We start from the raw sequence: 24,473 nt of genomic DNA on the forward strand, positions 1-24,473 counted from the left end.
GGCGTTTTTTTTAATTCCCCGAGTAAAATTAGCAAATGGTTTTCATGATATAATTAGTACATTGTATGAAATAGAGGATGGAAATAGAATGACTTCGCAAAGTTATGGTATGAAAAATTATATGAAGGGCGCTCTTCTTCTGACAGTCGCGGCCCTATTAGTAAAAATATTAAGTGCCATCTACAGAGTTCCTTATCAAAACTTGGTAGGTGACCAAGGGTTTTATGTGTATCAGCAAGTATACCCTTTTATCTCGTTTTTTGTCGTATGGACATCGAGCGGGTTTGCTGTTGCCATTTCCAAAATGCTTGCAGACATTGAAGGACGTGGTGGTACATATGAAGAGAAACGATCTGTATCACGCATTATCTTTTATTATTTAACAGCATTGGCCATTATCTTCTTCTGTCTTTTATTTTTTGGTGCACAGCCGTTAGCGGATTTGATGGAAGACCCTCAGCTGGCAGGGCTCTTGCAAGTCGGCTCTTTTATTACATTATGTATGCCGCTTTTAGCTGTTTTGAAGGGGAGCTTCCAATCGGAAAGTAAAATGCAGCCGGTTGCCTATGCCCAAGTATTCGAACAGATGATTCGGGTATCGATTATATTAGTCGGAACAATTGTTTTGCTGCAATACACACAATCTGTTTACGCAGCAGGGAAAATGGCGATGCTCGGTACAGTTGTCGGGGAAATAGCAGGTATTGTCCTGCTGCTCTACTTTTTGAAACGGCAGTATCAGCCATCCGGAAAAGTGGCCCGTGTAAAAATTTGGCCAATTTTAAAAGAGGTCACATTATACAGTATCGCGATCAGTATGAGTGCGCTGCTATTATTATGCTTCCAGCTTGTAGATTCCTTTACGATATATAAAATGCTTGTCCATTCGGGAATGCCTGCACTGGAAGCGATGGAAGTAAAGGGGATTTATGACCGCGGGCAACCGCTTGTCCAGCTTGGAATCGTTATTGCAACTTCCTTATCCCTGGCCATTGTGCCGCTCGTCGCATTAAAGGCAAATCAGCCCAACGGTCGCGGTGCAAAGCCGTTTATCCAGTTGACTTTCCGCAGCTCCCTCATATTCGGAATTGCTGCGGCACTCGGATTAATACTTGTTATGCCTTATGTAAATCAAATGCTGTTTAAGACAGATGCCTATTCAAATGTGCTGAAGCTTTATTCGCTTCAAATTATTTCGTTATCGATTATTTTAACGTTTACAGCGATTTTACAAGGCTATAGTAGACTAAAGGGGCCTGCCGTTTTTTTAGGGCTCGGAATCGTATTGAAATGTATAGGGAATGTTGTTTTAATCCCGCATTATGATGTGCTCGGCGCAGCAATAGCGAGTAATGTCGGACTGATTTTTACAGCTTCGGCACTTATCGTTTATTTGAAAAAACTGACGGCGATCCGCCTGGCGAATCGCGCGTTCTATAAAAAACTGGCCATTGCCTGTCTCGTCATGACTGCCGTCGTACAAGGTGCTGTATACAGCTTAAACATTCTGTTTACCGGCATGTTCAGCCGTTTTGATGCACTTATTTACAGCGGTGTGCTCGTAATGCTTGGTGCAGGAACTTTTATTACAGCAGTCGCAAAAATGCGTGTTTTAACAGAAAAGGATTGGTTTTTAATCCCGCTCGGCAGAAGAATGGCTGCATATCAACTAATGTTAAATCGAAAGAAGTAGGTGTATAACTTGAATCAATTAACCGTTATTGGCTTAGGAGCAGCCGATTTTGAACAAATGCAAATGGGTGTTTATAAAAAAATTAAAGCAGCAAAAAAAATATATGTCCGAACAGAGGACCATCCTGTCATCCGGGATTTGAAACTGGAAGGAATCGAATTTACGAGCTTTGATGATGTGTATGTTAAACATGGCTCATTCGGTCCCGTTTATGAAGAAATTGCAAAGAAACTTATTGAGGCTGTAGCACAAGAGGATATAATGTATGCTGTTCCGGGACATCCGCTCGTAGCAGAACAGACCATCCAGCACTTAATTGAAGCGGACCGAAACGGGCAGATCAAGCTTGTAATCGAAGGCGGGCAAAGCTTTTTGGATCCGATTTTCGGTGCTCTAAAAATTGATCCGATTGAAGGGTTTCAGCTATTGGACGGGACGAGCATGTCTATCCATGATATGAACATGCGCCAGCACATTCTGATTGCCCAAGTGTATGATTCGTTCAGCGCATCGGAAGTAAAGCTTACGTTAATGGAGAAGTACCGTGACGACTACCCGGTAACGATTGTCACGGCTGCGGGATCTTCACAGGAGTTATTGCGTACTGTGCCCCTTTATGAGCTTGATCAGGCTGCTGAAATCAATAATTTAACAACGGTATATGTGCCGCCTGTTCAATCTGATGAGGAGGCGTTACGGGACTGGACAACATTCCGTCAGATCATTGCAACATTGCGTGGCCCGGACGGTTGCCCTTGGGATCAGAAGCAAACGCATGAATCGTTGAAAAAGTACTTATTGGAAGAAGCGCATGAATTTTTAGCCGCAGTCGATGCGGAAGATGACTTTGCTATGGTTGAAGAGCTTGGTGATGTCCTTCTACAAGTGTTTTTACATGCGCAAATAGGGGAAGATAATGGTTATTTCACCTTGGAAGAAGTGCTTGCATCGATAAGTGAAAAAATGATTCGCCGCCACCCGCATGTATTTGGGGATGTAACTGCAGAAGATGCCGAAACTGTAGTAGCCAATTGGGAAGCAATTAAAAAGCAGGAAAAAGGCCATGCAGATGACGTACCATTATTAAAGAACGAATATAGTCCGTACTCATCGCTTCAAACATCGTACAACTACCAGAAAAAAGCGGCGACAGTCGGTTTTGATTGGCCAAATGCTGACGATGCCTGGGAGAAGTTTACGGAAGAATGGCAAGAATTCCGCGAAGAAATAACACTGGGGAACGAAATAAGCCGTACAGATGAATTCGGGGATGTATTATTCACACTTGTAAACATCGCACGCTTTTATAAAATTTCACCTGAAGAAGCGATGCTACATGCCAATGAAAAATTTGCACGTCGCTTTCATTTCGTTGAGCAAAGTGTAGCAAAGAGCGGCAAAGCGTTCAGTGATTTTACACTAGAGCAGCTGGATGCCTTTTGGAATGAAGCAAAACAACTGGAAAAAGGGGAGTAAATGGGATGCGCTTAGATAAATTTTTGAAAGTTTCACGTTTGATTAAACGTCGGACATTAGCAAAGGAAGTAGCGGTGCAAGGTCGTATTACAATCAATGATAAAGTAGCCAAAGCAAGCAGTACCGTAAAAGTAGGCGATGAGCTGGCAATTCGCTTCGGTCAGAAAATCGTCACGGCACGTGTCGAAGAAATCCGTGAAAATGTGAAAAAAGAAGAGGCATTAAAAATGTTCACGATAATAAAAGAAGAGCGTTTAGAGAAAGTTGAACCTGAATTTATTGATGATGAAGAATAAGAATAAGGCATGACCAACTTTTTGAGTCATGCTTCTTTCCGTTGTTGCATATAGTGTACAACTATAAGCTCAAAGGGGGACTTGCATTGACTATTCATCAAGAAAGCGCGCGCTATACCATTTCGTCAGGAGATCACTTAGTAACGGTACGTAATCGCAAACGGATGGACATGACATCTGTTAAAAGTATCGAACGATTTGATCAGGAAGAATTTTATGTAAATACATCACAAGGTCATTTATTGATTCGTGGTGAGGAACTGCGTATTGTTCATTTAGACGTGGACAAGGGATTACTGACGTTAGAAGGGGAAGTGAAGCAATTCCAATACGATGAAAGCGAGAGTGGCTTATCGAAAAGTTTCCTTCATAAATTGTTTGGATGATGATGAGTGCGCAGCTTATAAGCATTCTTGTCATGTTTATAAGCGGAGTTGCTGTAGGTGCAATAATCGATTGTATCCGAATTAATGTAAATCGTATCCCTCTAAAAAATATTCGGCGTATTACCTGGATTTTAGAATGGATAGTCTGGTTAATACTAGGGGTTACTACGTTTTATTTATTATTTATAGTAAAAGGAGGGCAATGGCGGGTAGTTGATCCACTTGCCCAAATCGCCGGAATTGCAACATATGAATTGCTGTTCCAAAAAATTATCCGCTTTATTGGAAGAGTGTGTATAAATTTATTTGTGAAGCCGGTTATTTTTATTGGACATGTAGTAGTTAAGCTTGTTAAAAATATTATAAAACTATTAATAGGGATTGTATTATTTATTTGCCGTCCCTTTATTAAGCTTTTCAAGAAATATTTGTTAAAAAACTTTAAAACACAGCAGTGAACTCGTATAATGAGAACAACTATTGATTGTGAGGGAGGAGACGGAAATGGGAAGAAAAAATGTGCAAGAAGAGCTACATAACCATAATGTCCAGTCGTTGAATAACGACTATGTCCGCTCAAATCCGCAAGCAAAAGCTCAAATTAAAGCAAAAATTGCAGTACGTCGTCGCAGAAGATTAGCAGTATTTTTCATTTTAGCAACTGTAGCAATAGCCGCATTAGTAAAAGCAAACATGGTCCAAAGTGATCGCCTCGCCGCAAAGGAAGAAACGAAAGCTGCGGTTGAAGAGCGATTGGAAGAAGCGCTTCACAGACAAGAGCTATTGAATTTGCAGATTGCGAAGCTGGAAGATGATGAGTATATTGCGAAGCTGGCAAGAAAAGAATTTTTCCTTTCTGAAGAGGGCGAAATTATTTTCACAATACCGAATAAATCGGACAAAGAAAATAAAGACAAGCCTGAAGATGACAAAGAATAATGCAACACGCGCTATATAAAGAAAAATGTGACTTGGAAATTTAATAAAAAACCAGTCAGTATAGTAATATTACGCTAAAATTCCTGGTATTAATTGCCTTTAGGTAGAGTGTCTTGTTGACACTCTTTTTATGTTAGCTATAATTAGAGAAGAAGCTATTGAACAAAAGTTTCATTATAATTGATAAATGGCTTTTCAATCGAAGAGTCTCTTAAAATTTAAGGAGGAGCATTTTTTTTATGTCAATTGAAGTAGGCAGCAAAGTACAAGGTAAAGTAACAGGAATCACAAATTTCGGTGCATTCGTAGAGCTTCCAGATGGGAAAACAGGTTTAGTTCACATTAGTGAAGTGGCAGATAACTACGTAAAAGATATTAACGAGCATCTTAAAGTAGGCGATGAAGTCGAAGTTAAAGTGATGAATGTTGAAGCGGATGGAAAGATTGGTCTTTCAATTCGTAAAGCAAAGCCTCAAGCTGAGCGACCAGAGCGTCCACAGCGTCCTCGTCGCGAAAACAACCGTTCTAACGATCGTAATGATCGTCAACCAAAAGAGAACTTTGAACAGAAGATGGCGCGTTTCTTAAAAGATAGCGATGAGCGTTTAACTACATTAAAGCGTGCAACTGAGTCTAAGCGCGGTGGCCGTGGAGCTCGCAGAGGATAATTTTGCTGGCTGTTTGAACGTAGAAAAAGTGTCAAATAGATGATAAAGCGATGGATTGTAAGTATAAACCTTACAATCCATCGCTTTTTTTCGTAAATAAAGGACGGGGTCCCGTAATTAGATTATTCTTTTTCGGTATTATGCTTGATGAGTATCCTGATAAGGGTAACGAAGCAAAAAATGCCTCCAATTAATCCAATTGCAATCATAATGATTTGTAATGGGAGCGGCAGGTTTGTCAATATGACGCCTCCAACGACTAGAAGCATGCTAATACCGCAAAGAAAAGCTAAATATGTAAAGTTTTGCACCAAAGAAAACGCCTCCTCTTATATAATAAGTATAATGTATAAGGGAGAGTGTGTGTCACAAATTTACAGAATATGAATAGAGACAAAATAAAAGCCGCCTAGGAATACTAAGTTCCTAAACAGCTTTTGAGATGACCCGTACGGGATTCGAACCCGTGTTACCGCCGTGAAAGGGCGGTGTCTTAACCACTTGACCAACGGGCCTATAAATGGTGGCGGCAGAGGGAGTCGAACCCACGACCTTTCGGGTATGAACCGAGTGCTCTAGCCAACTGAGCTACACCGCCAAAATTAACAACAAAACTAATAATACATTGCAGTCTATTTAGTGTCAACACTATTTTTTTAATATTTCCCCTCTCCTATTACACAGAAACTTACTTCTTATTAATTTTTGCAAATACCAATAAAAAAAGTGTAAAAACGCGCATATTACCGTAAAAAAACAGTCGAACAATTTTTTGACGCCAATACTACAAACAGACAAAATTCACTTTTTCCCCTTTATATAATAGCGGTAAAAAGAAAAGGTGATAGGGAAAATGGTGACATTAAATAATCAAAATGAGTTTCAAACACTAAACTTAAGCTTATTCTTATATAAAGAAAAATCGAGAATGATAATAGCGATTGTTATAGCGTTTGCAGCTTTCTGTTTTGCTCAGGCAGTCTTCTTTGAAGCTGTTACTCCGTTGTTTTTACCTTTTTGGCTAGTTATTCGAACGAGATTTGTCTCATTTCAGAAGAGTGCTTTACTAGGGGGAATACTCGGAACACTCTTTCTCGGATTTGGACAAGCAGCCGTTGTTTTAGTGCAGCTTTTCTTCTTGGAGTGTCTCGTCCGCTTCAAGTTTATAAAAATTTCCCCATACTTTTTACTGGGGGTTACAATTATCGCTATTCAACTGGCATGGCAAATGATGCTTCATAGTGGTATGCCATCTGTCATGACGTTATTTTATATCATATATGAATGCTTTTTTGCCGTTTCGATTTTATTTTTTATGCGTATCTTGACATTGCCAAGTAAAGAAAACGGAAAAATCGAATGGACAAGAGAAAAAATAACGGCAATTATTGTCGTTTTGGCCGGTATGCTCATCGGTATGGAAAACTTGACTCTTTTTTATTTTTCAATGACGCTGATTGTCCTTCACTTCCTCATTTGTCTTGTAGCCTATGCCTCTACGGTTGGAGCTACGGTCATCTTTTCATTATCTCTTGGGTTTTTTATTGGCTTAGCAAATTTATCTTTCACAGGTATGATGATTTTATATGCTTGTACAGGGCTGGTCGCTGCTTTTGTACAAAATCAGGGACGTTATGTCGTTGCGCTCTTTAGCTTTCTGCCAAGTATCTTTTTCTTCTTCTATGATGCGACATTACCGATTGACAGTGTTTATTTTATGTCGATGCTTACAGGTGCCATCATTTTTCTGCTTTTGCCGAAAAATGTACTCGAGTACTGCAAAATGTATTATAAACAAACTACCGTCAGTATAATTCAAGTGAACCGCAATGAAGTGGTGGAAGTGCAGCTTAAGCAGTTTCAGCAGTTTGTATCTTTTATGAAGGAGCTTGTATTCGATCATTTCACACAAAATAAGACGAAAAGTAAGACAACTGCAGAACCGTTTCTCATTTGCTCCAGCTGTTTCAAATATGAAGAGTGCTGGGGTAGAAAAGGGGAGATGGAAGGAATTATCGATTCGTGGCGCTTAGCGAAAAGAAGTACGAAACCGGTCAGCTGGATTCGGGTAGAGGAACAGCTGAAGGGGAAATGCATTAAATCTTCTAAATTGCTGGAAGAACTAGAGTCTGCTTTACACAAAGAGCATATGGAGAGACAGTTCTATCATGGCAAAAAAATGATAGCCTTACAGCTTCGTGATTTAAGCAGCCACTTTGAAAAACTGTTAAACAGCCAGCGATTAGAAATCGGCACATCGGAAATGGATGGGGAGATGCAGCAATTCTTAAAAGAACATGATATTCACTGTTTGCATATTCAGTGGATAAAAAACGAAATAGGAAATCGGGAGTTCGTGTGTTATGTCGCAGATCATCGTGATGCACATGTCGTTATCCAGCAGCTAGAGCAGCAGCTGTTTGAATTTCTGCATGAACCATTAAGAGGGGAACAGATTTACGAGCAGCAATCGCCTATTTTTTATCGTCAAATTAAGTTTACTTCAGCAATTCGTTATCAGTTGGAGTATGATATATATACGTATTCCCATGCAAACCATGCAATTTCCGGTGATTCTTACCGTGTATTTCCGATTCATCCGGGACTTATGGCGATTATGCTGTCGGATGGAATGGGGACGAATGTGCGGGCGAATCGAGAAAGTGAACGCTTAATTCAAATGATGCAGGATTGCCTTACGTACAACATGGACCCTGAAACAGCGATGCACACAATGCATTATGTTATGTCGCTGAAAAACGATTCGGACATGTATGCAACAATGGATTTTGCGCTTGTCGATTTACAGTTCGGCCATTTATGGTGTTGGAAAGCGGGAGGCATGACAACATATGTGTTAAGAGGGAATGATTTATTCAAAATAGAGAGTACAAGTGCCCCAATCGGATTTTTACCTAATTTTGCAATTGATACGGAAATGACACAACTATTGTCAGAGGATGTTATTTTAATGATTTCTGACGGGTTATTTTCTCCATCTGCGCAATGGGATGCACAGGAGCAATTATTTATCAGGCTGATTCGTCAAGGGCTGGAAAATGGTGCTTCCATCCAGGTTGTACTATTTGATGTCATGACACAATTCAAGCAAAGATACCCGATTGCAGACGATTGCACTGTGATGCTATTCCGCTTGCAGCATGTAATAAAGCCGTGGCAAGTATTCAGACCAGCAATCACACATTGAAATGTAATATGAGGTGAGTAAATGCACACTTTGGAACATCAAGTATTAGCGTATATAAAAGAGCGGCAGCTTATAAAAAGCGGAGACAGACTTCTAATTGCTTGTTCAGGAGGCGTTGATTCAATGGCGCTTCTTTCTTTTTTTTATCATTTCCGGAATTACTTTAAAATTGAGCTCGCCGTGGCGCATGTTGACCATATGCTGCGCGGCGAACAATCTGCCCAAGACCGCCAATTTGTTGAGCAGGCATGCAATAACTGGGCAATTCCTTTCTATAGCTGTGCGATACCCATTACAGAAATCCACAAAGCGGAAGGCGGGAACATTCAGGCGATTTGCCGGAAGGAACGCTATCAATTTTTTGAAACCGTCATGCATGAACAGAAGTTTTCAAAATTAGCAACTGCACATCATGCGGATGATCAGCTCGAATCAATGTTAATGGCATTGACGAAAGCGAGTTCACTAAATGGATTAAAAGGCATTTTACCGTCACGTAAATTTCAACAATTTACCGTAATTCGTCCCTTTTTGATGGTTACAAAAGACGAAATTGGGGAATATTTACATAGTAAAGGTCATTTACACCGTGAAGATCCTAGCAATGCAAAAGATGACTATACCCGTAATCGTTACCGTCACAATGTCGTACCAGTTTTGAAGGAAGAAAATCCCCTTGTTTCCCAACATGCAGTCCACATTGCACAGCAGCTTTCAGATGATGATTCGTATTTAATGGAGCTTGCAGAAGAGCGTTTTTCGAAACTTTTTCAGAAAGTCGGCAGAAATTGCTATAAAGTGAAAGTTTCGGCATTACAAAAAGAGCCGCTTGCTTTACAAAGGAGGCTCATTTTAATACTATTAAGTTATCTTTATAACGATTCAAATACGATTCAAAGCTATGCACTCTGTATGAAGATTTTGACGTTATTCTCAACGTCGGATGGAAGTCGTGCACTTGATTTACCGGATAATTTTATTGCGCGTCAACAATACGATGAAGTTGTATTTGAGTACAAGCAGCAGGACCTGCTAACATCAAATCAGCAAATCACTTTGAATGAGTGGTGTGTGCTTGGAACGATGCGCATATATATTGGGGAACTTGCAGAATGTGATGAGGACTTACTTCAAAAGTATCCACATCACTTTTTCGCCGCATCATCAGTATCGTTTCCTTTCTACGTAAGGGCTCCCAAACAAGGGGATCGTATTTTGCTACAAGGTATGCAGCATCAGAAAAAAGTATCTCGAGTTTTTATTGATGACAAGATTCCTTTCACAAAAAGAGCTAGCTGGCCATTGTTAGTCGATGCTGATGATGACCTTTTAGCAATAGTAGCTGTACGCGTTAACAATAAATTTTCTAATGTAAAGTCGGCAGTACATGATATGGTGCTTATTGTCGATAGCAATGAACGTCTTTAGAAAGTTTGAACAATAAAAGGAGGAATCTACTCATGATTCAAAATGACATCGAAAAAATTATGATTACAGAAGAACAAATTCAGGAACGTATTAAAGAGCTTGGTGCTCAACTGACAGAGGAATACAAAGACATGTTCCCGTTAGCTGTCGGGGTGCTAAAAGGTGCAATGCCATTTATGACAGATCTGATGAAACGCTTCGATTCTTATATTGAACTGGACTTTATGGATGTTACTTCATATGGGAATGCAACTGTTTCATCTGGGGAAGTAAAAATTCTTAAAGATTTAAATACAAGTGTGGAAGGCCGCGATGTCATTATTATTGAAGATATTATCGACAGTGGTTTAACATTAAGCTATTTAGTAGATTTATTTAAATACCGTAAAGCAAAATCGATTAAAATCGTAACATTACTGGATAAGCCATCTGGCCGTAAAGTGGAATTGAATGCAGATGTTGTTGGATTTGAAGTACCAGACGGTTTTGTTGTAGGCTACGGTTTGGATTACGCAGAGAAATATCGTAACTTACCTTACATTGGAATTTTAAAACGTGAAGTATACTCATTTTAATATTTTCTAGATGGTACAAACCCTCGATTTTGAGGTGAACATCCGGACCTGAGTAGTAAATGAACGGATTTTGTCATAATTCGTTTCAACGTTTAAAATGTGCGGTGCTTTTTATTGTATGAAAATTTCAACGTATGTTAAGATTTTACTTATAGTTTTTCTGTAACGTTGTGAGGAGGCTGGGGATGAATCGAATATTTCGATACACCATATTTTATTTACTAATATTTCTCGTGATTATCGGGATTTTTGGGACATTTAATGGTGGAAAAAAGACAACTGAAAACCTTGATTACTATGCGTTTTTTGAGGCTTTAGAGAGCAATGAGATTGCTTCTATGGATATACAGCCTGAGCGAGGCGTGTATAAAATTGTAGGTCAGATGAGAGGCGCTGAAGAAGGCGAAACTTTCACAGTGAACGTTTTACAAAATGACCAAACTTCTGTAGACCGTATTTTGCAAGTTGAAGAACAAGTTGCAAACGGTGAATACCCAGGAGTGGAAATTTTAGAACAACCACAAACAAGTGGGTTCGTAACATTCCTTACGAGCATCATTCCATTTGTCATCATTATTATTTTATTCTTCTTCTTACTAAGCCAATCGCAAGGTGGCGGTAATAAGGTGATGAACTTCGGGAAGTCAAAAGCAAAACTGTTTGATGACACGAAGAAAAAAGTTCGTTTCAATGACGTGGCAGGTGCCGACGAAGAGAAACAAGAACTTGTTGAAGTAGTAGATTTCTTAAAAGATCACCGCAAATTCACTGATATCGGTGCACGTATTCCAAAAGGGATTCTATTAGTAGGTCCTCCAGGTACAGGTAAAACATTACTTGCACGTGCTGTTGCCGGTGAAGCGGGCGTACCATTCTTCTCGATCTCAGGTTCTGATTTCGTAGAGATGTTCGTCGGTGTCGGTGCATCTCGTGTTCGTGACTTATTCGAAAACGCTAAGAAAAATGCCCCATGTATCATTTTTATCGATGAGATTGATGCTGTAGGTCGTCAACGTGGTGCAGGTCTTGGTGGTGGACACGATGAGCGTGAACAAACATTAAACCAATTACTAGTTGAAATGGATGGTTTCGGTGCAAACGAGGGTATTATTATCATCGCTGCAACAAACCGCCCGGACATTCTAGATAAAGCATTATTACGTCCTGGTCGTTTTGACCGTCAAATTACGGTTGGTCACCCAGACGTAAAAGGCCGTGAAGCGATCCTTAAAGTACATGCACGCAATAAGCCATTATCAGATACAGTTGATCTGGCTGCTGTTGCACAACGTACACCAGGGTTCTCGGGTGCGGATTTAGAAAACTTGTTAAACGAAGCAGCTCTAGTAGCAGCTCGTAAAAACAAAAAAACGATTAACATGGTTGATATTGATGAAGCTTCTGACCGTGTAATCGCCGGTCCTGCAAAAGCAAGCCGTGTGTACTCTCCAAAAGAGAAAAAGCTTGTTGCATTCCATGAAGCCGGCCACGTAGTTGTCGGTCTTGAATTGGATGAAGCAGACACTGTTCATAAAGTAACGATTGTCCCTCGTGGGCAAGCTGGTGGTTATGCCATCATGTTACCGAAAGAAGAGCGTTTCTTCACAACGAAGCAAGAGTTACTTGACCGTATCGCCGGATTACTTGGCGGACGTGTTGCGGAGGAAATCGTGCTTGGTGAAGTATCAACAGGTGCACATAATGACTTCCAGAAAGTAACGAGCATTGCACGTGCAATGGTAACAGAATACGGAATGAGCAATAGTCTTGGTGCTGTTCAATACGGCTCAAATCAGGGCGGCAACCCATTCTTAGGTCGTGACTTCGGTTCGGACCAAAACTATTCTGATACAGTAGCATATGAAATTGATAAAGAAGTTCAGCGTATCGTCGATGAGCAATATGCTCGTACAAAACGTATTTTAACAGAGCGTCGTGATTTACTAGATTTAATCGCAAATACGTTAATTCAAGTAGAGACGTTAAATGCTCAGCAAATTGAACATTTACGTGACAATGGTACGTTACCTCCTGAAGAGGCGGTAGTAGAATCAGAGCTTCCAAAAGATCAAAATGAAGCAACACCAACAATTGAAACTGCTGGTAATGTTTCGATCAATGAAGAAGTTCAAGGTGAAAAGAAATCACCAACTGTTGAAGATTTACCGAAAGACGTGTCAGATGATCGCCCGCAAGGCATCGATGAAGACCGTCCAAAATAATACAAAGAAACTGACTATTTCCCGGGAAAAGGAGATAGTCAGTTTTTTCTTCTTAATATTACGAAAAACTTCTGTCCTTTTGGGAACGATTGCCGGCTAAAAAAACTGAATACTGTATAGTAGATGGCCAAATATGGTATGATTTTTTTCAGTACAGGAAAAGTAGGTGCCACTTTGATTTTAGTAATGAATGCAGGTAACTCCAATATCATTTTAGGAATTTATCATCAGGATAAACTTATCCATCATTGGCGGACAGAAACAAACATAAGAAAAACTGAAGATGAGTATGCGATGCAATTCAAGGCGTTTTTTGCTCATGAAGGCATTTCATTTGAACAAGTAAAAGGAATTATTATATCCTCAGTTGTGCCACCTATCATGTTTGCACTTGAATTAATGTGTAAAAAATATTTCAATATCCAGCCTTTAATTGTAGGGCCAGGTGTAAAAACCGGCTTGAATATAAAGTATGAAAACCCGCGTGAAGTAGGAGCGGACCGGATCGTGAATGCAGTTGCCGCATTACAGCAATATAGCGGCAGACCATTGATTATTATCGATTTTGGTACAGCGATTACGTATTGCTATATTAATGAGCGCGGCGATTATGCGGGTGGGGCAATAGCACCCGGTATTGCTATTTCCACAGAGGCGCTCTATACACGTGCTGCCAAGCTCCCTCGCATAGAAATTGCCCATACATCTCAAGTTGTGGCAAAAAATACGGTAGCTGCTATGCAGGCAGGTGTTTTTTACGGTTTTCTAGGACAAGTAGAAGGCATCGTCAGTCGTATGAAGGCTCAAAGTAAAGAAGAGCCCCTAGTTATAGCAACTGGCGGGCTCGCAAAATTAATCGCTGATGAAACCCAGATGATTGATGTCGTCGATCCATTTTTGACACTCAAGGGACTTGCGACGATCTATAAAAGAAATCAATAGAAAAGAGGAATTTCAACATGAAAGACTACTTGGTAAGAGGAATTGCATATGACGGACAAGTTCGTGCATTTGCAACAAATACAACTGAAACTGTAGGAGAAGCACAGCGCCGTCATAATACATGGCCGGTCGTTTCTGCTGCTCTAGGCCGTTCAATGACAGCATCTGTAATGATGGGTGCGATGTTAAAAGGGGACGACAAAATTACGGTGAAAATAGAGGGTAACGGTCCCATCGGTCCAATGGTTATCGATGCAGATGCCAAAGGAGATGTGCGCGGCTTCGTTACAAACCCGCATGTTCATTTTGAGTTAAACGGACAAGGAAAACTCGATGTACGTGCAGGTGTCGGTTCTGAAGGGGCACTGACAGTTGTTAAAGACTTGGGTTTACGTGATATGTTCTCGGGTCAAACACCAATTGTCTCAGGAGAAATCGCTGAAGACTTCACATACTACTTCGCTTCATCTGAACAGGTACCTTCATCAGTAGGCTTAGGTGTATTAGTAAATCCGGACAACACAATTTTAGCTGCAGGTGGCTTTATCATTCAATTAATGCCAGGCTGTGAAGAAGAAACGATCTCAGCAATTGAAAAACGTTTGTCTTCAATTGAGCCTGTATCAAAAATGATTGAAAAGGGATACACACCTGAGCAAATTTTAGAGGCGGTATTAGGAGAAGGAAATGTTCAAATTCTTTCATCAATGCCTGTACAATTCCAATGTCAATGTTCAAAAGAGCGTTTTGGTGCGGCAATTATCAGTTTAGGTGTCGGTGAGATCCAGGAAATGATTGACGAAGATGGTCAAGCGGAAGCGCAATGTCACTTCTGTTTGGAAAAGTACCACTTCGATAAAAATGAACTTGAAGGCTTTGTGAATGAAATCCAATCGTAATTTACACAAAACACCACAACCACCACAAAATAATTTACCGTACACACAACGACGCTTAAAAACAAAACCTACGTTAATGTTATTACTGCTATTGTTAATCGGAAATCTTTTTTGGTTTGTGCTATGGTTACTCCCATCTGATGAAAAAACATCAGAAAAAGAAGATGGCGGCGGCGAACAAATTGCTGCCGTCGAGGGAGATCCAATTACACGTCAACAATGGCTTGCTGAAATGGAAAACCGATACGGAAAAGAAACATTGCAGAGTTTAGTAAATGAAGCTGTTATGGAAAAAGCGGCGAAAAAATATAAACTCGAAGTAAAAGAAGAAGAGATTGATTTAGAAATTGCCTTATTACGATCGGCACAAGATTCAAACGATACAACTCTACATAGCTTATCTCCAGATCAACTGCGCCAAAAAGTGCGTGCACAGCTAATCCTGGATAAAGTACTGACAAATGATATTGTAGTAAAAGAAGAAGAGGCTAAAAAATATTATGAAGACAATAAGTCGATTTATAATATTCCAACTACGCACCGGACAAGTATGATTATCGTGAATTCAAAAGAGGACGCGGAACGGGTGGAAAAAGAGCTGAAGGACGGCTCTGATTTTGCAGTTCTGGCACGTGAACATTCATTGGATACAGCTTCGGCTAGTTTAGGCGGCGATATTGGCTTTATTTCATCAAGTCAGTCGGCAGTCGATCCTGCAATTTTACCGGTAGTAGAAAAGCTGAAGGAAAAGGAGACTTCCGAACCATTTGTCTTAAGTGATGGGCGCTATGCGATTGTTACCGTTACAGAGAATATGGAAGGGCAGTCATTCAGCTTTGGTGAAGTGGAAGGCCATGTAAAACGCCAGCTCGCTTTAGAGCAGCTGCCGCCTTCCATTACACCGGAAGCTTTCTGGGCAGAATTTGATGCCACATGGATCTACGGAGAATCCAAAAATTAACCCAAGATTTTAAACAGGCAAGGACAGAAGTCGAAGTTTTTAGTGAAAGAGGAACTTTTATTGAGAAACTGCTACTTAATAAAATTGATTGGAATGGAGGGGCGACTCCTGGGGGAATAGCGCGATGCCAGAGACTTAGGAACAAAAGCTAAGAGCGCCACGTCCTGTGGCAACGCTTTTGTGACCAACATCGTGTTGGCCCCACGCCGTGCCCCCGGAAAGCGTCCCCGGAATGGAAATCAATTTTGCTGTCCTGCCTTTTTCAATTTCTATGGAATAGTCAGAAATTTTCCGAAAATTTCGTTTCAATTAATTGACAAGTAGTATTAAAAATTGATAAGATACAAATTAAGTAAAACCTATTGAGTTGGTAGGGATTTGGAGAGGAATGGATAAAATGAGTAAATTAGCAAATTCAGTGGCGGATTTAGTAGGTCGCACACCAATCGTAAAATTAAACAATGCAACAAGTGAAAATGAAGGTACAGTTTATGTAAAACTTGAATACTTTAACCCAGGTTCTTCTGTAAAAGACCGTTTAGCTTTAGCTATGGTTGAAGCAGCAGAAAAAGACGGCACATTAAAACCAGGCGGTACAATCATCGAGCCGACTTCTGGTAACACAGGTATCGGTTTAGCAATGATTGCTGCAGCAAAAGGCTATAAAGCAGTTTTAGTAATGCCTGAAACAATGTCATTAGAGCGCCGCAACCTTTTACGTGCCTATGGTGCTGATTTAGTATTAACACCTGGTCCTGAAGGTATGAAAGGTGCAATTGCAAAAGCAGAAGAATTATCTAAATCAGAAGGCTACTTCTTGCCACAACAATTCAAAAATGAAGCAAACGCAGAGATTCACCGTTTAACAACAGGTCCTGAAATTGCGGAAGCATTCGAGCAAGACGGCTTAAAATTAGATGCATTTGTTGCAGGTGTAGGTACTGGCGGTACGATTACTGGTGCAGGCGAAGTATTGAAAAATAGATTCCCTGAAATCGAAATCATCGCAGTTGAGCCTAAAGATTCTCCAATTCTTTCAGGCGGTAACCCTGGCCCACATAAAATTCAAGGTATTGGTGCAGGTTTCATTCCGGACGTATTAAACACAGAAGTATATGATTCTGTATTACCGGTTGAAAACGAAACAGCATTCGAATATGCACGTAAAGTAGCACGCGAAGAAGGTATTTTAGCTGGTATTTCTTCAGGTGCAGCAATTTACGCAGCAATCGAAACAGCAAAACGTTTAGGTAAAGGCAAAAACGTACTAGCGATTATCCCATCAAACGGTGAGCGCTACCTATCAACACCTTTATACCAATTTGAAGACTAATTAAAATTTATCTAAAAGATCTTCGGAAGCCATTTTGCGAGAATAACTCTCGCAAAATGGCTTTTTTTCTTAGAAACTGCTAAGTTAAAAATGGATTTTTACAGCGTTATCGAGTTTAATTAAGAAAAAGGCAAAGCAGGTGTAAATTGATGCAACAACTAGAAACACATACATTTTACATGACAAAAGATGAATTTTATTATAGTTTTCAGGAACAGACGGCAACCGAAAAACAGCGGGCGTTTATGGAAAGCGGTCGTGGGGGGCAATATTCGATCGCCGCATGGAAGCCTATTGCAACCGCAAAGTCATTGGCTCAAGGTCTTGAACTGACTTGGGGAAATGGCGAGACAGAGCTGAAAACAGGTGAAGCACTCGCGGAGCTGGAAAAAGTGATTGCCGAGTATAAGCTTGAAGCGAACCCGAAGCTTCCTGATTTCCAAGGCGGGGCAATTGGATTTATTTCATATGATTATGCGCGCACAATTGAATTTCTTCCAAATGAAGCGGAAGATGACTTGCAAGTACCGGATCTATATTTTTATTTGTTTGATCATTGGGCAGTACATAATGTCCAAACAGATGAAGTGACATTGATGAAATTTGCTACTTGTGAAGTTGATTTGCCTTCATGGCAATCGGATTGGCAACAGTATGCGGAAGCCGGATTGGAAAAGCGTCATTTTAACCAGGAAACAGCAAAAAATATGCAGCAGGATGAAGCGGAATTGCAAGTTTCCTTCAGCGGGGATGCATTTGAAGCTGCTATACATAAAATTCAGCACTATATTGGACAAGGTGATGTGTTCCAGGTGAACTTATCTGTGCGTCAGGCGAAAAAGCTTTCGGCTGCACCGATTGCGATGTATGAGGCAGTTCGTTCGTTTAATCCTTCGCCGTATATGGCCTATATTGAAAGTGAAGATTTTGCGGTTGTCAGCGGTTCACCGGAGTTGCTTGTAAAACGTAAAGGTAATGAACTTTCAACAAGACCGATTGCAGGGACACGTCCGCGCGGAGAATCCGAGGAGCAGGATCTGGCCTTGGCCAATGAGCTTATTGAACATGAAAAAGAGCGTGCAGAACATGTCATGCTGGTTGACCTGGAACGCAATGATTTAGGACGGGTGAGCAAATACGGAACGGTAGAAGTAAATGAGTTCATGGTAATTGAGCATTATTCGCATGTAATGCATATCGTTTCGAATGTCCGCGGGGAAATTGCGCAAGGAAAAACAAATGCCGATGTCATTCGGGCAATGTTCCCGGGTGGAACGATTACAGGAGCACCGAAAATCCGTACGATGGAAATTATTGAAGAGCTTGAGCCTGTACGCCGTGGTCTTTACACAGGATCGATCGGCTGGATTGGCTACACAGGCGACCTGGAATTAAATATCGTTATCCGTACAGCGTATATTCAAGATGGCATTGCGTACATTCAGGCTGGTGCAGGAATAGTCATCGATTCGATTCCGGAAAACGAATATATTGAATCCATGAATAAAGCGAAGGCAATGTGGCAGGCAAAAGCGATGGCAGAAGAGGTGAGCAAATGATTTTAATGATTGATAACTATGATTCGTTTACATATAACTTAGTGCAATATTTCGGTGAGTTCGGCCATGAGCTGGTCGTAAAGCGCAACGACGAAATTACGGTGGAAGAAATCGAAAAGCTAGGTCCGATGATGCTTGTTATTTCACCGGGACCTTGTACACCAAATGATGCGGGGGAAAGCCTTCGCATTATCGAACATTTCACAGGGAAGCTTCCAATCTTAGGTGTGTGCTTAGGCCATCAGGCAATTGCACAAGTGTTTGGAGGCGAAGTCGTGCGTGCCGAGAGATTGATGCATGGGAAAACATCTCCTGTTCTTCATAATGGAATTGGTCTGCATAAAAACAATGCGAATCCGTTTTTAGCAACGCGTTATCATTCGCTGATTGTAGAACCTGAAACATTACCGGACTGTCTGGAAGTGACGGCTTGGACAGAGGAAGGCGAAATTATGGGTCTGCGTCATAAACAGTATCCGATTGAAGGGGTTCAATATCATCCGGAATCGATTATGACTGAAGACGGCATGCAGCTGTTAAAAACATTTATTGAGACGTATTGTTAGGAGGAAAGGGCAATGCTTTGTTGGATGAATGGTCAGTATATCGATGAACAGGATCTGAAAATTTCCCCATTTGATCACGGTTTTTTATATGGACTCGGTTTTTTTGAAACGTTTCGTACATATGAGGGAAAGGCTGTCTATTTACATGAGCATTTCAGCCGCCTGCTGGAAGCTTTAAAAGAATACCGTATTGATTTTCCGTATACGCTGCAGAACATGGAAGAGATCATTGAAAAGTTGAATGCACAGGATGGAAAAGAAGGGTATTTTCGTTTGAATGTCTCGGCTGGTGTACATCCGATCGGACTTGCCCCGTCAGAATATAACGAACCGACCGTTATTCTGTTTCGCAAAGAACTGCCGAATATGGTGCGCGGTACAGAAAAAGAAGCGGTCTGGCTGAAAACAGCGCGAAATTCCCCTGAACAGCAGACGCGCTATAAAAGTCATCATTACGGCAACAATGTTCGGGCGCGTCTAGAATTGCCTAGCTTGGCGACACAGGAAGGATTCTTTACCAATCAGGACGGTATTGTCGCAGAAGGCATTACGTCAAACGTCTTTTGGATAAAAGATGGTATACTGTATACGCCTTCTACTAATTTAGGTATTTTACCGGGGATTACCCGAAAAATCGTCATTCAACTCGCTGACGAACTCCAAATCCCGGTCCGGGAAGGCCGCTTTATGGCATGGGAATTGGAACAGGCAGATGAATGCTTTATCACAACTGCTGTACAGGAGCTTGTACCGATTTCCCGTATTGGTAAGGTGCAGTTTGCCGGCAGCGAAGGCAGACTTTATAAAAAGCTGCATCAAATATATTTACAGAAAATCATTACGCTTTTAGGAGAACGTCATGTTAGAAAACTATAAAGTACTCACATTAAATGGGATTGAATTGGATTTTCACAAAGAAACATTCGTGATGGGCATTTTAAACGTAACACCCGACTCATTTTCGGATGGCGGCAAGTTCAATTCGGTAGAAAAAGCTGTTGCCCAGGCGAAAAAAATGGTGGCAGATGGAGCGAAAATTATCGATGTCGGCGGGGAATCTACACGCCCCGGCTATATACGAATTTCCGATGAGGAAGAAATTGCACGTGTCGTACCGGTAATTAGAGCGCTTCTTAAAGAAGTACCTGCGATTATTTCAATTGATACGTATAAATCAAATGTTGCACGTGCCGCAATTGAAGCGGGTGCACATATTATTAATGACATATGGGGTGCAAAAGCGGATCCGGAAATGGCGAATGTTGCTGCAGAACTGGATGTGCCGATTATTTTAATGCATAACCGACTGTCAGATCAGTACGATAACTACTTTTCCGATTATATGTCCGATATGCAGGAAAGCATTACGATTGCAAAAGCAGCAGGTGTGCGAGACGAGCACATTTTCCTTGATCCGGGCATCGGTTTTGTGAAAAGTCTAAGCGAAAGCATTGAAACAATGCAGCGCCTTGATGAGCTTGTAGCATTAGGGTATCCGGTATTGCTTGCAACATCACGCAAGCGTATGATCGGATCGATTTTAGAATTGCCTGTAGAGGAACGAGTGGAAGGGACAGCCGCTACGTGCGCATTTGGAGTCCAAAAGGGCTGCCATATGATGCGTGTTCATGATGTTAAGGAAGTTGCGCGTACAGTGAAAATGATGGATGCGCTTGTAGGGAAATTTGAAGTACAAGGTGAATTGGCACCGAGACATTAAGGAGTTTGCAATGGATTATATTCATTTAAAAGAAATGCAGTTTTTTGGTTATCACGGTGTATTACCGGAAGAAAACGTATTAGGACAACGCTTTCGGGCTAATGTTTCACTTGCTGTTGACATGAAGCGGGCAGGTGAGACGGATGAGCTGGATCATACGGTAAGCTATGTTGGCGTTTATGATATTTGTAAAGAAGTGATTGAAGGTAAACCGTTTAAATTAATTGAAGCAGTTGCGGAAAAAGTGGCTTCAAGTATTTTAACGCAGTATGAAGGTCAGATTTTCGGGTGCCGCGTCGAAATTATTAAGCCGGATCCTCCAATTCCGGGGCATTATAAAGAAGTTGCAGTTGAAATTACTAGAGGGCAATTCGTATGATGACGACAGCTTATTTATCGATTGGCACAAATATCGGTGAGCGTGAGCAAAACTTGCAGGACGCGGTAAAGCTGCTCATTGCACATGAGGCCATTTCAGTAACAGCGATTTCTTCAATTTATGAAACAGCAGCAGTAGGTTATACAGACCAGGCCGATTTTTTAAATATTGCCGTTGCTCTTGAAACAGAGCTTGATGCCTATGAGCTTCTTGCCCAGTGCCAAAAAATCGAAAATGATCTCGGCCGTGTTCGCAAATTCCGCTGGGGACCACGAATTATCGATTTGGACGTTTTGCTGTATGGTCAATTACAATATGAAACAGAAAATTTAACGATTCCACATCCTCGTATGTATGAGCGTGCATTCGTGCTTGTACCATTAGAAGAGATTATGACGCAAAACTGTGATATGCTTGTAGGCGTGCAAAAAGCGTTACATGCACTTGATATAGAGAAAGAAGGCGTCAATCTGTGGAAGAAAATCAATACGGTCGCAGAATTCGTGCCTTTCGAAAACTAAAACGAATTCAGCAAACCGAATTTGCAAAACATATAGGTATATCTGTAACAATTTTAGGGCGTATTGAACGAGGCGAGAAAAAAGCCTCTGAAGAACAACTTCAAACAATTGCAGATGTATTACAAATAGATATAAACGAATTAAAAGGTGAATAACCAAGTGGAGGGAACATAAAGGTGTCAAACATCGACCAAAAGCCATTCCAAATAGGCGATATTATTATGGATAACCGTGTCGTTCTTGCCCCAATGGCTGGAATTTGCAACTCGGCTTTCCGTTTAACTGTAAAAGAGTTTGGTGCAGGGTTAGTCTATGCTGAAATGATCAGTGATAAAGCGTTGAATATCCGCAACAAAAAAACATTGGACATGCTTTATATCGATGAGCGCGAAAATCCGATGACACTGCAAATTTTCGGAGGAGACAAAGAAAATTTAGTAGAGGCAGCGAAGTTTGTAGACAAACATACAACAGCCGACATTATCGATATCAATATGGGGTGTCCTGTAAACAAAATTATTAAATGTGAAGCTGGTGCAAAATGGCTTCTTGATCCGAACAAAATTTACGAAATGGTTTCAGCTGTTGTCGATGCAGTAGACAAGCCGGTTTCGGTAAAAATGCGTATCGGATGGGATGAAGAGCGTGTATTCGCTGTGGAAAATGCCCAAGCAGCAGAACGTGCAGGTGCAGCGGCTATTGCAATGCATGGCCGAACACGTGTGCAAATGTATGAAGGGAAGGCAAACTGGGATATCTTAGCCGAAGTTAAGAAAAATATCAGCATTCCGTTTATCGCAAATGGGGACGTGGAAACACCGGAAGATGCAAAGCGCATTCTGGAACATACGAATGCAGACGCGGTTATGATTGGCCGTGCTGCTTTAGGGAATCCATGGATGATCTATCAAACGGTGAAATACTTGGAATCAGGCATTCAAATTCCAGAGCCATCTGTTCGTGAAAAGATGGATGTTTGTTTACTCCATTTTGAACGTCTGAAAGCACTTAAAGGTGAAAAAGTGGCGGTAAGAGAAATGCGTAAACATGCATCATGGTATTTAAAAGGAATTCGCGGAAACGGGAAAATCCGTAATGCCATCAATTTAACAGAGACTGAGCAAGACTTACGTATTCTTTTGAACAGTGTGGCAGATGAATACGAAGAAGAAGCGGTTATTGTATAGACAGTAGTGAAAGGCATCAGCTCATGATGCCTTTTTGTTATGTAAAGAAAAAGCGCTTAACAGAATTATCTGATATTTAAAATTAATTCGAAACAGGTGAATCGCTATAAGAAATGCTGTACAATGGAAACATTATGGACTATTGTGCCGTTTTGGAGCGCAAAAACATTAAGGAGTGAAATACGTGTCAAATATCGAAGAATTAAACGACCAACTTTTGGTGAGACGCCAGAAGATGACAGATATTCGCGAAAACGGTATGGACCCATTCGGTAACCGTTTTGAACGCACACATTTATCGAACGAAGTTATTGCAGAAAATGAGCAATTAGATAAAGAGCAATTAGAAGAAAATCCACGTGAAGTTGTAATCGCAGGACGTATTATGACAAAGCGCGGTAAAGGTAAAGCAGGTTTTGCGCATATCCAGGACTTAGCCGGCCAAATCCAAATTTATGTACGTAAAGATGCAATCGGTGAAGAAGCATACGAATTATTCAACAAAGCGGATCTTGGAGATATCGTAGGGGTAAAAGGAAATGTATTCCGTACGCAAGTTGGAGAGCTATCTGTTAAAGCAACAGAGTTCACTTTCCTAACGAAAGCGTTACGCCCGTTACCTGATAAATTCCACGGCCTGACAGATGTAGAACAACGCTACCGTCAACGCTATGTAGACTTGATGACAAACGATGAATCAAAAACAACATTCATCCAACGTTCAAAAATCATTCGTGCAATCCGCAACTATTTAGATAACAATGGTTATTTGGAAGTTGAAACACCAATGCTGCATACAATTGCAGGTGGCGCGGCGGCTCGTCCGTTCATTACACACCACAATGCTTTAGATATGGAATTATATATGCGTATCGCAATCGAGCTGCATTTAAAACGTTTAATCGTTGGCGGCTTGGAGAAAGTATATGAAATCGGTCGTGTATTCCGTAACGAAGGTATCTCAACTCGTCACAATCCGGAATTCACAATGATCGAATTATATGAAGCATATGCAGATTATAACGATATTATGGATCTAACGGAAAACCTTATTGCACATGTAGCTCAGGACGTTCTTGGCACAACATCAGTACAATACGGTGAGGATACAATTGAGTTAGGTGTCGGCTGGAAACGTGTGCATATGGTAGATGCAGTTAAAGAAGCAACAGGTGTAGACTTCTGGGCACCAATGACTGTAGAAGAAGCACGCAAACATGCTGCTGAACACGGTGTGGAAATTAAAGATGCACACGAAGTAGGTCACATCATCAATGAATTCTTTGAGCAAAAAGTAGAAGAAACATTAGTGCAGCCTACTTTCGTAACAGGTCACCCGGTTGAAATTTCTCCATTAGCGAAGAAAAATCCTGAAGACCCACGCTTCACAGACCGTTTCGAGCTATTTATCGTTCGCCGTGAGCATGCAAATGCCTTCACAGAATTAAACGATCCAATCGATCAACGTGAGCGTTTCGAAGCTCAAATGGCAGAAAAAGAAGCAGGCAATGACGA

At 40.9% G+C, this 24,473-nt stretch carries 25 protein-coding genes and 2 tRNA genes (1 of these 27 only partly in view); 24 read left to right on the plus strand and 3 right to left on the minus strand.

The window, feature by feature from the left end; genetic code table 11:
• Positions 1–88 precede the first annotated feature (88 nt).
• The 7 genes from MKX73_RS07375 to MKX73_RS07405 all read left to right on the plus strand — a co-directional run bounded on the left by MKX73_RS07375 (position 89) and on the right by MKX73_RS07405 (position 5,458).
• On the plus strand, positions 89–1,693 hold the full coding sequence (locus MKX73_RS07375) for a putative polysaccharide biosynthesis protein (RefSeq protein ID WP_340716894.1): 1,605 nt from the start codon (positions 89–91) through the stop codon (positions 1,691–1,693).
• A gap of 9 nt (positions 1,694–1,702) precedes the next feature.
• The gene (gene mazG / locus MKX73_RS07380) at positions 1,703–3,169 is read left to right on the plus strand and encodes a nucleoside triphosphate pyrophosphohydrolase (RefSeq protein WP_340716895.1); all 1,467 of its coding nucleotides are present in this window, start codon (positions 1,703–1,705) and stop codon (positions 3,167–3,169) included.
• Positions 3,170–3,174: 5 nt separating this feature from the next.
• On the plus strand, positions 3,175–3,465 hold the full coding sequence (locus tag MKX73_RS07385; RefSeq protein WP_340716896.1) for an RNA-binding S4 domain-containing protein: 291 nt from the start codon (positions 3,175–3,177) through the stop codon (positions 3,463–3,465).
• A gap of 86 nt (positions 3,466–3,551) precedes the next feature.
• Positions 3,552–3,851, plus strand: coding sequence for a sporulation protein YabP (yabP, locus tag MKX73_RS07390; RefSeq protein ID WP_008408271.1), 300 nt, complete (start codon positions 3,552–3,554; stop codon positions 3,849–3,851).
• Positions 3,848–4,309: a spore cortex biosynthesis protein YabQ gene (yabQ, locus tag MKX73_RS07395; protein ID WP_340716897.1), complete on the plus strand. Its 462-nt coding sequence runs from the start codon at positions 3,848–3,850 to the stop codon at positions 4,307–4,309. Before yabP ends, yabQ begins: the two co-directional genes overlap by 4 nt.
• Positions 4,310–4,355: 46 nt before the next feature.
• Entirely contained in the window at positions 4,356–4,790 is a 435-nt protein-coding gene (locus MKX73_RS07400) for an FtsB family cell division protein (protein ID WP_340716898.1), read from the plus strand.
• A gap of 239 nt (positions 4,791–5,029) precedes the next feature.
• Positions 5,030–5,458, plus strand: coding sequence for a S1 domain-containing RNA-binding protein (locus MKX73_RS07405; protein WP_008408265.1), 429 nt, complete (start codon positions 5,030–5,032; stop codon positions 5,456–5,458).
• Positions 5,459–5,580: 122 nt separating this feature from the next.
• On the opposite strand, the gene MKX73_RS07410 is transcribed toward MKX73_RS07405, so the two are convergent.
• From MKX73_RS07410 to MKX73_RS07420, 3 genes are all read right to left on the minus strand, one after another.
• Complete coding sequence (locus tag MKX73_RS07410) at positions 5,581–5,769, minus strand: sodium:potassium antiporter (protein ID WP_340716899.1); 189 nt, start codon at positions 5,767–5,769, stop codon at positions 5,581–5,583.
• Between the two features lie 132 nt (positions 5,770–5,901).
• A tRNA-Glu gene (locus MKX73_RS07415) sits at positions 5,902–5,973 on the minus strand.
• 6 nt (positions 5,974–5,979) lie between these two features.
• Positions 5,980–6,056 (minus strand) — tRNA-Met (locus tag MKX73_RS07420).
• 255 nt (positions 6,057–6,311) lie between these two features.
• Between MKX73_RS07420 and MKX73_RS07425 the strand changes: the two genes are divergently transcribed.
• The 17 genes from MKX73_RS07425 to lysS form a co-directional block, all read left to right on the plus strand.
• Positions 6,312–8,666, plus strand: coding sequence for a SpoIIE family protein phosphatase (locus MKX73_RS07425; protein ID WP_340716900.1), 2,355 nt, complete (start codon positions 6,312–6,314; stop codon positions 8,664–8,666).
• A gap of 21 nt (positions 8,667–8,687) precedes the next feature.
• Positions 8,688–10,094, plus strand: a complete 1,407-nt coding sequence (gene tilS / locus MKX73_RS07430) for a tRNA lysidine(34) synthetase TilS (protein ID WP_340716901.1) — start codon at positions 8,688–8,690, stop codon at positions 10,092–10,094.
• Between the two features lie 32 nt (positions 10,095–10,126).
• The gene (hpt, locus tag MKX73_RS07435; RefSeq protein ID WP_339174675.1) at positions 10,127–10,669 is read left to right on the plus strand and encodes a hypoxanthine phosphoribosyltransferase; all 543 of its coding nucleotides are present in this window, start codon (positions 10,127–10,129) and stop codon (positions 10,667–10,669) included.
• Positions 10,670–10,854: 185 nt separating this feature from the next.
• Positions 10,855–12,891 (plus strand): ATP-dependent zinc metalloprotease FtsH, encoded by a 2,037-nt coding sequence (gene ftsH, locus MKX73_RS07440; protein ID WP_340716902.1) that lies wholly within the window; start codon positions 10,855–10,857, stop codon positions 12,889–12,891.
• Positions 12,892–13,065: 174 nt separating this feature from the next.
• The gene (locus MKX73_RS07445; protein ID WP_340716903.1) at positions 13,066–13,833 is read left to right on the plus strand and encodes a type III pantothenate kinase; all 768 of its coding nucleotides are present in this window, start codon (positions 13,066–13,068) and stop codon (positions 13,831–13,833) included.
• Positions 13,834–13,850: 17 nt separating this feature from the next.
• On the plus strand, positions 13,851–14,732 hold the full coding sequence (gene hslO / locus MKX73_RS07450; protein ID WP_340716904.1) for an Hsp33 family molecular chaperone HslO: 882 nt from the start codon (positions 13,851–13,853) through the stop codon (positions 14,730–14,732).
• Positions 14,716–15,693, plus strand: coding sequence for a peptidyl-prolyl cis-trans isomerase (locus tag MKX73_RS07455; protein ID WP_340716905.1), 978 nt, complete (start codon positions 14,716–14,718; stop codon positions 15,691–15,693). The genes hslO and MKX73_RS07455 overlap by 17 nt, the downstream gene beginning before the upstream one ends.
• A gap of 397 nt (positions 15,694–16,090) precedes the next feature.
• The gene (cysK, locus tag MKX73_RS07460) at positions 16,091–17,026 is read left to right on the plus strand and encodes a cysteine synthase A (RefSeq protein ID WP_340716906.1); all 936 of its coding nucleotides are present in this window, start codon (positions 16,091–16,093) and stop codon (positions 17,024–17,026) included.
• A 149-nt stretch (positions 17,027–17,175) separates the two neighbouring features.
• On the plus strand, positions 17,176–18,585 hold the full coding sequence (locus tag MKX73_RS07465; RefSeq protein ID WP_340716907.1) for an anthranilate synthase component I family protein: 1,410 nt from the start codon (positions 17,176–17,178) through the stop codon (positions 18,583–18,585).
• Positions 18,582–19,151, plus strand: a complete 570-nt coding sequence (pabA, locus tag MKX73_RS07470; protein ID WP_340716908.1) for an aminodeoxychorismate/anthranilate synthase component II — start codon at positions 18,582–18,584, stop codon at positions 19,149–19,151. Before MKX73_RS07465 ends, pabA begins: the two co-directional genes overlap by 4 nt.
• A 12-nt stretch (positions 19,152–19,163) precedes the next feature.
• On the plus strand, positions 19,164–20,027 hold the full coding sequence (pabC, locus tag MKX73_RS07475) for an aminodeoxychorismate lyase (RefSeq protein ID WP_340716909.1): 864 nt from the start codon (positions 19,164–19,166) through the stop codon (positions 20,025–20,027).
• Entirely contained in the window at positions 20,011–20,871 is an 861-nt protein-coding gene (folP, locus tag MKX73_RS07480; RefSeq protein ID WP_340716910.1) for a dihydropteroate synthase, read from the plus strand. The genes pabC and folP overlap by 17 nt, the downstream gene beginning before the upstream one ends.
• A gap of 10 nt (positions 20,872–20,881) precedes the next feature.
• A complete protein-coding gene (gene folB / locus MKX73_RS07485) occupies positions 20,882–21,250 on the plus strand; it encodes a dihydroneopterin aldolase (RefSeq protein ID WP_340716911.1) in 369 nt (122 codons plus the stop codon).
• Complete coding sequence (gene folK, locus MKX73_RS07490) at positions 21,247–21,771, plus strand: 2-amino-4-hydroxy-6-hydroxymethyldihydropteridine diphosphokinase (protein WP_340716912.1); 525 nt, start codon at positions 21,247–21,249, stop codon at positions 21,769–21,771. Before folB ends, folK begins: the two co-directional genes overlap by 4 nt.
• Complete coding sequence (locus tag MKX73_RS07495) at positions 21,723–21,926, plus strand: helix-turn-helix domain-containing protein (protein ID WP_340716913.1); 204 nt, start codon at positions 21,723–21,725, stop codon at positions 21,924–21,926. The genes folK and MKX73_RS07495 overlap by 49 nt, the downstream gene beginning before the upstream one ends.
• Positions 21,927–21,947: 21 nt before the next feature.
• Complete coding sequence (gene dusB / locus MKX73_RS07500; protein ID WP_340716914.1) at positions 21,948–22,958, plus strand: tRNA dihydrouridine synthase DusB; 1,011 nt, start codon at positions 21,948–21,950, stop codon at positions 22,956–22,958.
• Between the two features lie 175 nt (positions 22,959–23,133).
• On the plus strand, positions 23,134–24,473 hold the 5' portion of the coding sequence (lysS, locus tag MKX73_RS07505; RefSeq protein ID WP_340716915.1) for a lysine--tRNA ligase. The gene runs 163 nt beyond the window's last position; 1,340 of the gene's 1,503 nt are visible here — the first part of the coding sequence; its start codon is at positions 23,134–23,136; the stop codon falls past the right edge of the window.

Origin of the sequence: Solibacillus sp. FSL W7-1436 (genome assembly GCF_038007305.1) — a bacterium.
In the GTDB taxonomy this organism is placed as follows: Bacteria; Bacillota; Bacilli; order Bacillales_A; family Planococcaceae; genus Solibacillus.